This is a genomic window from Herbidospora sp. NBRC 101105 (genome assembly GCF_030269205.1).
GTDB classification, from domain to species: Bacteria; Actinomycetota; Actinomycetes; order Streptosporangiales; family Streptosporangiaceae; genus Herbidospora; species Herbidospora solisilvae.
In genome coordinates this window covers 470,707-483,205 of record NZ_BSSX01000006.1, presented here as the reverse complement: position 1 = coordinate 483,205, position 12,499 = coordinate 470,707, and the positions used below count along the sequence as shown (strand labels likewise).

10 protein-coding genes are annotated in these 12,499 nt (G+C 72.3%); all 10 read right to left on the bottom strand.

Translation table 11 applies throughout. The features are described from left to right. Position 1: 1 nt before the first annotated feature. Positions 2–850 (bottom strand): ABC transporter permease, encoded by an 849-nt coding sequence (locus QSK34_RS26015; protein WP_285587561.1) that lies wholly within the window; start codon positions 848–850, stop codon positions 2–4. Positions 851–860: 10 nt separating this feature from the next. Continuing rightward, positions 861–1,871 carry an ABC transporter permease gene (locus QSK34_RS26010; RefSeq protein ID WP_285587559.1) on the bottom strand — a complete coding sequence of 337 codons (1,011 nt, stop codon included), beginning with the start codon at positions 1,869–1,871 and terminating at the stop codon, positions 861–863. Between the two features lies 1 nt (position 1,872). After that, the gene (locus tag QSK34_RS26005; RefSeq protein WP_285587556.1) at positions 1,873–3,468 is read right to left on the bottom strand and encodes an ABC transporter substrate-binding protein; all 1,596 of its coding nucleotides are present in this window, start codon (positions 3,466–3,468) and stop codon (positions 1,873–1,875) included. A 188-nt stretch (positions 3,469–3,656) separates the two neighbouring features. Continuing rightward, on the bottom strand, positions 3,657–4,646 hold the full coding sequence (locus QSK34_RS26000; RefSeq protein ID WP_285587552.1) for an LLM class flavin-dependent oxidoreductase: 990 nt from the start codon (positions 4,644–4,646) through the stop codon (positions 3,657–3,659). Continuing rightward, positions 4,643–6,997, bottom strand: a complete 2,355-nt coding sequence (locus QSK34_RS25995) for a DUF885 family protein (RefSeq protein ID WP_285587550.1) — start codon at positions 6,995–6,997, stop codon at positions 4,643–4,645. Before QSK34_RS25995 ends, QSK34_RS26000 begins: the two co-directional genes overlap by 4 nt. A 3-nt stretch (positions 6,998–7,000) precedes the next feature. Next, positions 7,001–7,942, bottom strand: coding sequence for an ABC transporter ATP-binding protein (locus QSK34_RS25990; protein ID WP_285587549.1), 942 nt, complete (start codon positions 7,940–7,942; stop codon positions 7,001–7,003). Further along, entirely contained in the window at positions 7,939–8,913 is a 975-nt protein-coding gene (locus tag QSK34_RS25985) for an ABC transporter ATP-binding protein (RefSeq protein ID WP_285587547.1), read from the bottom strand. The genes QSK34_RS25990 and QSK34_RS25985 overlap by 4 nt, the downstream gene beginning before the upstream one ends. A 2-nt stretch (positions 8,914–8,915) precedes the next feature. Further along, positions 8,916–9,752 (bottom strand): ABC transporter permease, encoded by an 837-nt coding sequence (locus tag QSK34_RS25980; RefSeq protein ID WP_285587545.1) that lies wholly within the window; start codon positions 9,750–9,752, stop codon positions 8,916–8,918. Beyond that, the gene (locus tag QSK34_RS25975; RefSeq protein ID WP_285587542.1) at positions 9,749–10,831 is read right to left on the bottom strand and encodes an ABC transporter permease; all 1,083 of its coding nucleotides are present in this window, start codon (positions 10,829–10,831) and stop codon (positions 9,749–9,751) included. The genes QSK34_RS25980 and QSK34_RS25975 overlap by 4 nt, the downstream gene beginning before the upstream one ends. Beyond that, positions 10,818–12,404, bottom strand: a complete 1,587-nt coding sequence (locus QSK34_RS25970; RefSeq protein ID WP_285587539.1) for an ABC transporter substrate-binding protein — start codon at positions 12,402–12,404, stop codon at positions 10,818–10,820. Before QSK34_RS25970 ends, QSK34_RS25975 begins: the two co-directional genes overlap by 14 nt. Between the last annotated feature and the right edge of the window lie 95 nt (positions 12,405–12,499).

Here is a 12,499-nt window from a genome sequence, read left to right as displayed (position 1 = left end):
CTCACCTCCGCTTCGCTTCGGCGCGCTCCTGGAGGCCCTCGCCGAGAAGGCTGAAGCCGAGCACGCAAATGAGCAGGACAAGGCCGGGCGGGACCGAGGTCCACCAGCGTCCGGCCACCACGTCGGGGCTGCCGAGGCTGATCATCGCGCCCCATTCGGCGGCCGGGACGGTCACGCCCAGCCCGAGGAACGAGAGCCCGGCGAGCGTGAGCATCGCCCACCCGGCGTTCAGGGGCGCGATCACCCGGACCGGGGTCAGGCTGTTGGGCAGCACGTGCCGCCGGAGCACCCCGAACGTGGACGCGCCCGAGGTGACCGACGCGGCCACGAACGACGACTCGCGCACCGTGCGCACCTCGGCCCGGACCAGCCGGGCGTACGCGGGCGCGTTCACCGCCGCGATCACCGCGATCAGGTTGCCGGTGCCGTTGCCGACCAGCGCGGCCACCGCCAGGGCGAGGATGAACGTGGGGAAGGCCTGGAAGACGTCGACCACGCGCATCAGCACGTCGTCGACCCAGCCGCCGAGATAGCCGGCCACCAGGCCGAGCGCGGTGCCCGCGACGACGGCCACGGCCACCCCGGCGACCGCGATACCGAGGTCGAGGCGGCCGGCGTGCAGGAGCCTGCTCCACACGTCCATGCCGTTGGCGTCGGTGCCGAGCGGATGGCCGGGGCCGGGCGGCACGAGCGTGCCGAGGGGATCGATCTCGGTCGGCCCCCAGCCGGTGAGCAGCGGCGCGAAAATTGCGGCCAGCGCGACGACGGCCAGGATCACCGAGCCGGTGACGATGAGGACGGTGGCGAAGCGGCCCGCGCGGGCCGTGCCGACGACGACGGTTTCTGACATGACGCGGCTCCTAGATCTGCACGCGCGGGTCGAGGACGGCCTGCACCACGTCGGCGACGAGGAACACCACGACGTAGCAGAACGCGATCACCAGCACCGACGCCTGGACGACCGGGTAGTCCCGGTAGAGCAGCCCGCGCAGCGCCCACTGGCCGAAGCCCTGCCACGAGAACACGTACTCGACGAGCACGGTCGAGCCGATCGAGGTGCCGAAGACCAGCGCGGCCAGGGACGGCAGCCGGGCCAGCGTGGCCCGCAGCAGGTAGCCGCGCAGCAGCGTGCGCCCGCTCAGGCCGTGGGCGGTGGCCGCGACGTAGGGCTCGGAGTGCAGCACCTCCAGCGCCGAGGCCCGCACGCTGCGCAGCAACGGCGCGACGACCACGATCGACAACGTCGCCACCGGCAGGATCAGGTGCGCCAGCGCCGACCCGAACGCCGGGCCGTTGAGGGTCAGGGCGGCGTCGAGCAGGTCGGCCCCGGTGAGCGGGGTCAGGTTCGTGTCGGGGTCGACCCGGCCGCTGGGCGCGGGGAACCAGCCGAGCACGCTGTAGCCGACCAGGATCAGCACCAGCCCGAGCCAGAACTCCGGCATCGAGTTGCCGACCAGGGCCAGCAGCCGCACCCCGTGGTCGCCGGCCCGGTCGGCGTGCCGCGCCGACCAGACGCCGAGCAGCACCGCGACCACCAGCGCGACGGCGAGCGCCAGCACGACCAGCTCGAAGGTGGGGCCGACGCGCAGCCCGATCTCCGCGCCGACCGAGGTGCCGCTCTGGATGGAGGTGCCGAGGTCGCCGGTGACCAGCCCGCCGAGGTAGTCGAGGAACTGTTGCACGACGGGCTGGTCGAGGCCGTAGCGGGCCCGCGCGGCGGCGGCGTCCTCGGGGGTGGCGTTCGGGCCGAGGATGGTCCGGATCGGGTCACCGGGCAGCACCCGGACCAGCAGGAAGGTCAGGACGACCACTCCGAGCAGCACCGGGACGAGCTGGAGCAGCCGCCTGACGAGGAAGCGGACGATCCTCATGTCACCCCAGGAACCGCAAACGGGCCAGGCCGTCCATGGGCTGCACCCACCCGGCCACGTTCTCCCGTACGGGCAGGTTGAAGTTGGGCTGGCAGACGACCACCCACGGCACGTCGTCGGCGAGGATCTCCTGCACCTTCGCCCACAACTCGCCGCGCGCGGCGGCGTCGACCGTGGTGTGCGACTCCTCGTAGATCTTCTCGATCTCCGGGTTGGAGTAGTTCGAGTAGTTGAGGTTCGCGCCCTTCACCAGGCTGGTGGCGAGCATGTACTCGACGTCGTTGACCCAGAGCTGGCCCGAGGTGATCTGGAGCGGCACGCTGCGCTTCTGGCGGCGTTCGGCGAGCGTGGCCGGGTCGAGCGGGGCGAGCGTGAGCTCGATGCCGGCCTTGCGGGCCTCGCTCTGGACGAGCACGGCGAGCTGCTGCTGCTCCTCGTTGTCGGCCTCGAAGACCAGCTCGGAGCTGACCGAGGGCTTGCCCGCGGCGGCCAGCGCCGCCTTGGCCTTGTCCAGGTCGTAGGCGTAGGGGTAGCCGCGCTCGTCGTAGCCGGGCATGTCGAGCGGCACCGGGCTCTTGGCCGGGCGCGCGTCGCCGCCGTAGATGTTGGCGATGATCTGCTCGTACGGCACCGCGTACGCCAGCGCCTTACGGACGTTCACGTCGTCGAACGGGGCGGTGGTCACCGACATCTGGAGGGTGACCTGCTGGTTGCTGGGCGCGGAGATGACCTTGACGCCGGGGGCCTTCTTCAGGTCGGCGACGTCGCGCTTGCTCACGCCGAGGGCGATGTCGATGTCGCCGTTCTGGAGCTGGAGCCGCTGGTTGGAGGCGGCGGGCACGACCGAGATCCGGATCGTCGGGGTCTTGGCCGGGTCGGGACCGGGGTAGCCGGTGTTGGCGGCCAGCACGATCTCCTGGCCCTGGACGGCCTTCTCGACGTTGAAGTAGCCGCCGGTGGGCGGGTTCTTGGCGAACCACTCCTTGGCCCACGGGTCGGCGTCGGTGGCGTGCTTCTTGGCTTCGACGGAGTCGAAGACGTACAGGGAGATGGCCTGGATCTGCGGGGTGAGCGCGCTCGGGAAGGCCTGGGTGAACTCGACGGTGTAGTCGTCGACGACCTTGACCTGGTCGGGCTCGGTCAGCCCGATGACGCGGTAGACGCCGGCCACGTTGGCCTGGGCGGCGAAGGCGCGGTCCTTCGACCACTTGACGTCGGCGGCCTTCATCTCGTTGCCGCTGGCGAACCTCACGCCCTTGCGGAGCTTGAGGGTCCAGACCTTCTGGTCGGCGCTCGGGGTGAAGGACTCGGCGAAGGTCGGCGTGATGTTCGTGGTGTCGAGGATCTGCGCCCCGTTCACGTCGGTCACGCCGTAGTCGATCAGGTAGGGGTAGACGTTCTTGTAGAGCATGAGCGCGGTGAGGTCGAAACCGACGAAGTCCTGGTCCCAGCTGCTGAGGTAGCTGGAGACGGCGATCCGCAGGGACGACGCGGCGGCGGGGGCGGTGCCGGAAGGGGCGTTCGCGCCCTGGGGCTTGGAGCCGGCGGCGCAGCCGGTGGCCAGCAGCAGGGCGACGCCGCCGCCGAGCTGGAGCACCGACCGACGAGAGAAAGCGGGTGAACCAGCCATGGCTCGCCTTCCACGAACGGGGGTGTGCGGGCCGGGTATCGCCCGCACTGCCACCGTTCTACCAAGGCGAAACTTCGGTGAACAAGAGGGAAAGCTGTTTCATCTGGGTAAACATGTCATCGCTGACCTGCGGAAGCATGTTCACCGTTGTTCAGTTAAAGCGAAATGGCGGGCAGGACCTCGCTGCCGAGCTTCTCCACGGCCTCCCGCAGGTCCGGGCCGAGCGGCGGCCCGAACGACAGGTGGGTGGCGCCCGCCGCCCGCAGCGCCCGGCAGCGGGCGACCACGTCGGCCGTGCTGCCGGTGATGCCGAGCGACAACATGCGCTCGTCGACGAGCCGCGCGGCGGCGTCCAGTCCGTCGCGCTCCAGCACGGCCGTGATCGGGGCGAAGTCCTCGACCGCGAGCCCGGCCCGGCCGAGCAGGTACGGCGCGAACGACGGCCCGTAATAGGCGATCTTGGCGGCCATGGCGAGCCGGGCCCGTTCGTCGTCGTCCCCGGTCGACACCCAGAAGCAGGCCGGGATGTCGAGCTCCTCGACCGGCCGTCCGGCCTCCGCGGCCCCCTTCGCCACCTCGGCCCTCGCGGTGGTGAAGTGTTCCGGCGGGTAGAGCAGCGGCAGCACCCCGTCGGCGAGCCGCCCGGCCATCTGGAGCATCTTGGGGCTCATCGCGCCGACGTACACCGGCACCGGGTCGCCCGGCGGCAGGCGCAGCTCCGACAGCGGGCCGAACCACGCGGGCAGCTCGCCCCTGACCTCCTCGGCGCCGAGCAGGGCCCGCAGCACGGTGACCGCCTCGGCGGTTCTGGACAGCGGGCGCGGGCGCTCGATCCCGGCCCAGCCGAGGAACTCGGCCGACCCGGCGGCGACCCCGAGCAGGAACCGGCCGCCGGTCGCCTCGCGCATCGTGGCCGCCATCATGGCGATCTCCGACACGTGCACGGAGTAGGGGTTCATGATGCCGACGCCGAGCGTGATGCGCTCGGTCCTGGCGGCCAGGACGCCGAGCAGCACCGGGGCCGAGCGCAGGAACAGGTCGTTGGAGACCCAGAGCTGGTCGAAGCCGTGCCGTTCGGCCCGCTGCGCCAGGTCGACCAGGGTCGGGATGTCGAGGTCGTTGTTGACCCGCAGGGAGTACGTCATGCGCCGGCCGCCTTCGCGTCGATCTCGACCTCGACCAGGAAACCGTCGCCGATGAGGGCGCCGACGACGTACGTGCTGTTGGCGGGGGCCACGTCGCCGAACACCTCGGCGTGGGCCCGCGCGGCCTGCTCCCAGTCGGCGTCGGGGGTGAGCAGCAGCCGGGTGCGGAACACGGTGGTGCGCGACCCGCCCAGGGCCTCCACGGCCGCCACCCCCCGGCGCAGCGCCTCAAGGGTCTGGGCGTAGGCGTCGGGGCCGTCGGCCGTGGTGCCGCTCACGGCGATGAGGTCGCCCTCGCGGGCCGCGCGGGAGTAGCCGGCCTGCTCCTCCCAGCCCGAGCCGTCCTTGAACCGGCTCACCGACGGGACCGAGCCCTGGGCCGGGTCGGTGTACTCCTCGATCCGGGTGACCCGGCCGTCGCGCACCTCGACGCGCATCATCGCGTCGACCGCCATCTCGGCGCCCTCGTCGCGGTCGCGGCCCCGGTAGACGCAGCGCTGCACGTAGCCGCCGGGCACCGGGTCGACGCGCACGTCGGTGGCGTGGAAGCCCTCGATGCCCGCGTCGATGAGGCGGATCGCGTCGAGGCTCTCGGCCTTGTCCCGGTCGATGCCGTCGTAGTTGTGCCAGACGCGGATGTCGTCGGCGTACAGGCGGTCGAGGCGGGCGACGTCGCCGGAGGTGATGGCGTCGAGCAGCTCGGCCGCGAAGGCACGCATGTCGCCCGCCAGGGCGTCGGCCCGCTCCAGCTCCGTGGGGTCGCCGAGCAGCTGCAGGCGCTGCACCGACAGCGGGATGTTGCCGTCGGACCAGAGCGCGTCGTGGAAGGCGCGCAGGTCGAAGCCGTCGCGGTCGCGCCGGGCGGCGTCGGCCAGCAGGCGCGTCACCTGTACCTTCCCGACCTGGTACGACAGGCCCTGGCCCGGGGTGGCCGCGAAGAAGGCCGCCTCCTCCCTGGCGGTGTCCAGGTCGACCGGCACGAGTTCGTGCAGCATGCGGGCCGCGCCGTCGATGTCGATCTCGCCGAGCGCCAGGCGCACGTCCACCTCGACCCGGATCGCGCGCAGCCGCATGAAGTTGTAGACGATGGCCCGGGTGAGCGGCGCGTCCTCGAAAAGGCCGGCCTGGAGCATCATCTCCTCGTTGTAGAAGGCGATGCCCTCGTTGGGCACGGAGTCGTAGAACCGCCGGTGGGCCGGGTTGGGGTGCCGCCACGTCAGGGCGAGCTGCTGGTAGTGCACGCCCTCGTGGATGATCCCGGCGCGGGGGTCGGCGGCGTTGGCCCGGTAGAAGTAGGGCAGGTCCGGGCCCGGGACCGGGACGTAGCTGACGCCGTCCTGGTCGAGCCGGTGTTCGTCGGTGAGGTCGTCGCTGACGCCGAGCCAGCGCAGCGGCTCCAGGTAGTCGGGCCGGGGCAGGTTGCGGTAGTGCCGCAGCTCCGGCGGTTGCGACAGCAGGCCGCGCGCCTCGTAGAAGGCGCGCACCTCCAGCTCGGCGGCGCGTTCGGCCGCGCTCTGCTCCGCCGCGCTCGCCGGGGGCGGCGGCCACTCGGGCGGGCCAGAACGGGCCCGCTCGAACAGCTCGAACGCCTCGGCGCGGTCGCGTTCCTGGGCGGCCAGGGCGAGGATCTCGGCGGTCGACCAGGGCAGCAGGGCGACCCGGTGCAGGAAGAAGCCGAACGCCTCCGGGCCCACCGGCCGGTGCGGGGCGAAGCCGGGCAGCCGCTCGGTCAGCCAGGCCCGCCAGGCGGCGAGCGCGTCGGCCGCCTCCGCCGCGGCCGTGGCGGCGGCGTCGCGCGCGGCCGGGTCCAGGTGCGGCAGCAGCAGCTCGACGGCGGTCGTGAGCTGGTCGCACACGTCGGCGCTGTCGGCCAGGGCGAGCTCGGCGAACTCGCGGGTGGCGGTGCCGTCGAGGTTGTCCCTGGCGGTGCCGAGGGTGCCGGGGATCCAGCGCAGCCGTTCGACCAGGTCGGCGCTGCGGGCCGCGTCGAAGGGGCCCGGCGGGAGCAGCGCGTCGTAGACGTGGCCGACGGTCTGGTCGAGGTAGAACCAGGGGTCGCGCCGCCAGCTCCGCACGACCTCCAGCTCCCAGCGCACCCGCGCGGTCGCCGAGCCGAGCAGCCGGCGCGGCACCTCGACCGCCGGGTCCGCCGAGGGCGCGATCTCCGCCAGGGCGCTCTCGATCCCGGCCAGGAAGCGCAGGTCCTCCTCGACGGTGAGGGCGTCCCACTCCGGACGCCACCCCGAGGGCCGGACCACCCGGGGGATGTCGTCGCGGCTACGCGGGGTGGTGGCCAGCCGCCAGGCCCAGAACCGCTCGGTCAGCTCCGCGAGCACGGGATGTCCCTTCATTGGTCACTTCGCCAGGACGCAGGCGGCCGACCGGCCGTCCCGCAGGATCGTGAGCGGCGGGTCGTCCTGCGCGCACGACGACAGGGCCACCGGACACCGCGGATGGAACCGGCACCCGCCGGGGGGCCGCGAGGGGTCGGGCACGTCGCCCGGCAGCTCGACCGGCAGCACGCCCGCGCCGTCGGCCCGGGGCACCGCCGAGATGAGCGCCTTCGTGTACGGATGGGCGGGCTCCGACCACACCTGCCGGGTCGGGCCGGCCTCGACGACCCGACCCAGGTACATGACCGCCGTGCGGTCGGCGATCTGCCGCACCACCGACAGGTCGTGCGAGATGAACACCATGCCCATGTCGAGCTCGCGGACCAGCTCCACCAGCAGGTTGGCGACCGACGCCTGCGCCGAGGCGTCGAGCGCGCTGATCGGCTCGTCGGCGATGATGCAGCTCGGCTCGGCGGCGAGGGTCCGGGCGATCGCGATGCGCTGCCGCTGCCCGCCGCTGAACTCGTGCGGGTAGCGCCTGACCGCGTCCGCCGGGAGGCCGACGCGTTCGAGCAGCTCCCCGGCCCGGCGGCGGGCCTCCGCCCTGCTCGTGCCGCCGAGCAGGTACCCGTCGCCGACCTGGTCGCCGACCAGGCGGCGGGGGTTGAGGGAGGCGTACGGGTCCTGGAAGACCATCTGCAGCCCGCGCAGGGCGGCCGGGCGGCGGCGCAGCCCCAGCGGCGCGACCGGGCGGCCGTCGAAGCGGATCTCCCCGGCGGCGGTGCGCTGGAGCCCGACGACCGCGCGGCCCAGCGTCGACTTGCCGCAGCCGGACTCGCCGACCAGCCCGAGGATCTCGCCCCGCGACAGGGTCAGGTCGGCGTGGTCGACGGCGCGCAGCGGCGGCGCGCCCGTCCGGTGGTATTCGACGGCGACCCCGGTCGCCTCCAGCAACACGCTCACGCCTCGCCTCCCAGCGGGTCGGGCGGGCAGGCCACCCGGTGGTCGGATCCGACGGGCACCGGCTCCGGCCGTTCCTCCCGGCAGGAGGCGACGGCGAACGCGCACCGCGGGTGGAACGGGCACCCTTCGGGCACCGCGCCGAGCGACGGCGGACTGCCCGGGATCGGCCGCAGCGCCGCCGCCCCGCCCTCGGGGTGCGGCAGCGCGTCGAGCAGGCCGCGGGTGTAGGGGTGGCGCGGGTGGGTCAGCACGGTCTCGCGCGGGCCGATCTCGGCGGTGCGGCCGCCGTAGATGACGCAGATGCGGTCGGCCACGGCCGACATCACGCCCAGGTCGTGGGTGATCACCACGACGGCCAGGTCGCGCTCCTGCCGCAGCCGGTTCAGCAGCCGCAGGATGCCCGCCTGCACGGTGACGTCGAGCGCGGTCGTCGGCTCGTCGGCCAGCAGCAGGCGGGGCTCGCAGGCCAGCGCCACCGCGATGGCGATGCGCTGGCGCATGCCGCCGGAGAACTGCGCCGGATGCGCCTTCAGCGCCCGCTCAGGATCGGGGATGCGCACGGTCGACAGCAGCTCGACCGCCCGGCCGCGCGCCTCGGACTTCCCGACGCCCAGGTGGTGGCGCATGTGCTCGGTCACCTGGGTCTCGATGCTGAGCATCGGGTGCAGGCTCGTCGACGGGTCCTGCGACACCATCGCGATGCTGCGCCCGCGCACGTCGCGCAGCTCGCGCGGCTTCATGGCCAGCAGGTCGCGGCCCTCGAAGACGGCCCGGCCGCCGGTGCGGGCGGCGTGCGGGAGCAGGCCGAGCAGCGCCATCGCGGTCATCGTCTTGCCGCTGCCGCTCTCCCCCGCGATGCCGAAGACCTCGCCGGAGTCGACCCGGAACGTCAGGCCGTCGACGGCCTTGCGGGGGCCGTTCCTGGTGGCGAGCCACACGGTGAGGTCCTCGACCTCCAGTAGCGTTCCCACGGTCACCCCCTTAGTGCACGCGCGGTGCGCGGATCGAGGGCGTCCCGCAGCGTGTCTCCGACGAAGTTGAAGGCGAGCACGACGGTCAGGATGGACAGGCCCGGATACAGCCACAACCACCACAGGTCGAAGTAGTCCATGCCGGACACCACCATGGAGCCCCATTCGGCCATGGGCGGCTGCGCGCCGAGCCCCAGGAACGACAGGCCCGACAGCAGCAGCACGGCGTTGCCCACGTCGAGCGCCGCCATGACCAGCACCGGCCCGGCGACGTTCGGCCGCAGGTCCACGATCATCGTGCGGACCGACGAGGAGCCGAGCAGCCGCCCGGCCGCCACGTATTCGGAGTTGCGGGCCGACATGACCAGGCCGCGCACCAGCCGCGCGTACGACGGCCACGACACCACGACGACCGCCAGCACGGCGTTGCGCAGCTCGGGGCCGAGCGCGGCGGCGACCGCCATGGCCAGGATGATGCCGGGGAAGGCGAACACCAGGTCGGCCAGCCGCATGAGGGTGCCGTCGACCCAGCCGCCGAAGAACCCGGCCACCGCGCCGACGACCGACCCGATCACCGCCGAGAGGGCGACGAGCAGGAACGCCAGCGGCAGCGAGACCTGCGCGCCGTAGACGACGCGGCTGAGCACGTCGCGGCCGAGCTGGTCGGTGCCGAACAGGTGCTGCGCCGAGGGTTCGAGCAGCTTGTCGGCGATCTGGTCGAGCGGGCCGTAGGGCGCGAGCACGGGGGCGAGCACCGCCACCAGCACCCACGACACGACGAAGGCGGCGCCGACCAGGGCGAGGGGCTGCCGCCACGGGGTGCGGGATCCAGTCGTCATGTCAGCCTGATCCTCGGGTCGATGACCCCGTACAGCAGGTCGACGAGCAGGTTGATGAGGATGTACACGGCGGCCACGACGATGCTGACGCCCATGATGCCGGGCAGGTCGAGGTTGACCGCGCTGCGGTAGGCGTACTGGCCGACGCCGGGCCAGGAGAAGATCTTCTCCACCAGCACGGCGCCCGACAGCAGGCTGCCGAAGGCGACGCCGGCCACGGTGATGATCGCGACCATCGCGGGGCGCAGCACGTGCCGCACGATGACCACCCGCTCGGGCAGGCCCTTGGCCCTGGCCGCGCGCACGTAGTCGTTGCCGAGGATCTCCAGCACCGACGCCCGGCTGAAGCGCATCAGCATGCCGACCGTGTAGACGGCCAGCACGAGCGACGGCAGCACCAGGTGCCCGAGCGCCGACCACATCACGTCCCACTGTCCGGCCAGGGCGGCGTCCACGGAGTAGAAGCCGGTCGTGTACGGCGGCGGGCTCAGCACCGGATCGAGGCGCCCGGTGCCCGGCAGCAGGTCGAACTTGAACGACAGCAGGTAGAACGCGACGAGCGCGACCCAGAAGGTGGGCATGGACACCCCGCCCAGGCTCACCACCCGCAGCACCTGGTCGGGCCAGCGGTCGCGGTTGACCGCCGCCACGACGCCGAGGGCGACGCCGACCAGCAGCGACACCACGATCGCGAACAGCGCCAGCTCGATCGTGGCGGGCACGAACTCGGCCAGGTCCTCGGCCACCGGGCGGTGGCTCTGCTGCGACATGCCCAGGTTTCCCTGGAACACGTTGCCGATGTACGTCAGGTACTGCACCGGGAGGGGCTGGTCGAGCCCGTACTTGGCGCGGAACGCGGCCACCGCCGCCGGGTCGCCGATCGCCTGCTGCCCCAGGTTGGCGGCGGCGGGATCGCCCGGGACCAACTGGGTCAGGGTGAAGGCCACGAGGGTGATGCCGACGCACAACAACAGGGCGGCCGCCAGCCGCCGGGCCAGGAACCGCAGCAGCACCCCGCCGGGACGGGCCGCCCTGCGACCCGTCCCGGGGGCACCGCTCTTCGGCTTAGCCGAGCTCACGGACGTTGACCAGCCAGAGGGCGTTCGACTGCAGGTTGGTCACCGACTTGGCGGCGACCAGGATCTGCGCCGGCTGGATCAGCGGCATGATCGGGCCGCCCTCGTTCATCTTGTGCTGGATGTCGACGTACAGCGCCGAGCGGGCGGTGTCGTCGACGGTGGTGCGGGCCTTGGCGCCCAGCTCCTCCAGCTCGGGGGCGGCGCCCTCGGCCCATCCGGCGCGCAGGCCGACGAGCTGGCCCGGCAGGAAGTTGAGGTAGTTGCTGGGGTCGGGGAAGTCGGGGCCCCACTGCCACAGGCCCAGTTCCTCGGTGCCGCCCCGGTAGGACTCCAGCGCGGTCTGCACCGACGCGGGGGCCAGTTCGACGTTGATGCCGACCTCCTTGAGGTTGGCCTGCACGCGGGCGGCGAGGTCGCCGAAGTTGAGCCCGTTGACCTGCACGTCGCTCGGGTAGTTCAGCTTGACGGTCGGGTTCTGCAGGCCCGACTCCGCCAGCGCGGCCTTGGCCTTGGCGACGTCGCGCTTGATCCCGTCGGCGGCCGGGAGCGCGCCGAGGAAGACCGAGGGCACGATGCCGGGCGCCTGCACGGCCCCCTCACCGGCCAGGTCGACGAGTCCCTGGTAGTCGATGCCGTAGCGCACCGCCTCCTGGAACTTCGGGTTCGAGGAGATCTTGGAGATCTCCGGGTTGTCGTTGGTGAACAGGAAGAACACGTTCGGCGAGGCGCCGTTGACGACCTGGAGGTCGCCCATGCCCTTGGCCTGCTCGGGCGACAGGTCCACCGCGATCTGCGACTCGCCCTTTTGGACGTTGAGCCGCTGCACGTTGGCCTGCGTGTTGCGCACGACGACCCTGGAGTAGGCGGGCTTGGGGCCCCAGTACTTCTCGTTCACCTTCAGCACGACCTGCGAGGTGGTGCTGTAGCTCTCCAGGACGTACGGGCCGCTGCCCTGCGACTGCTTGTTGAGGAACGCCTCGGCGGTGTCGCTCTTGTCGGCGCCCTCGGCGTCGCTGGCGCCGTTCTTCTTGGCCACGGCCGAGTTGACGATGCCCAGCGCGGGGTTGGGCAGGATGAACGGGATGGCGGTGTTCGGCTCCTCGCTGGCGACCACGACGGTGGCGGGGTCGGGCGCGGTGACCGTGAGGCCGGCCATCAGGAACGACGGGTTGCCCTTCACGTTCTTCACGCGGTTGAGCGAGAACGCGACGTCGGCCGAGGTGACCGGGGTGCCGTCGGAGAACTTCGCGTCGGGGCGCAGCTTGAACGTGAAGGTCTTGGCGTCGTCGGAGGCGGTGAACGACTCCGCGAGCGCCGGGACCGGCTTGGTCACGTCGCCGCCCTTGAAGGTGAGCAGCGTGTCGTAGACCGCCTGGTCGATCAGCAGGCCCGTCGGCTCGAACATGCGGGCCGGGTCGGTGGTCTTGAGCTGGAACGCGGTGTCGATGACGAGGGTCTTCCCGCCCTGCCCGCCGGGCGAGGAGGGGGCGGCGGCGTTGCCACCGCCGCAGGCGGTGAGCAGGCTCAGCGCCACTGCGGCGGTGAGCGCACCGGCAGACCGGCGGATCTTCATGAGGGACTCCAAGGCCGGGCTACGGGGGCCCGCTCAGACATATGGGGCGATGTCATGACTCTCCTGTGCGGCGGCGGAACGAGTCCGCGAGCCGA

Coding starts and splice junctions, on each gene's coding strand:
- QSK34_RS26015 (WP_285587561.1), bottom strand. CDS start 850: ATGTCAGAAACCGTCGTCGTCGGCACGGCCCGCGCGGGCCGCTTCGCC.
- QSK34_RS26010 (WP_285587559.1), bottom strand. CDS start 1,871: ATGAGGATCGTCCGCTTCCTCGTCAGGCGGCTGCTCCAGCTCGTCCCG.
- QSK34_RS26000 (WP_285587552.1), bottom strand. CDS start 4,646: ATGACGTACTCCCTGCGGGTCAACAACGACCTCGACATCCCGACCCTG.
- QSK34_RS25995 (WP_285587550.1), bottom strand. CDS start 6,997: ATGAAGGGACATCCCGTGCTCGCGGAGCTGACCGAGCGGTTCTGGGCC.
- QSK34_RS25980 (WP_285587545.1), bottom strand. CDS start 9,752: ATGACGACTGGATCCCGCACCCCGTGGCGGCAGCCCCTCGCCCTGGTC.
- QSK34_RS25970 (WP_285587539.1), bottom strand. CDS start 12,404: ATGAAGATCCGCCGGTCTGCCGGTGCGCTCACCGCCGCAGTGGCGCTG.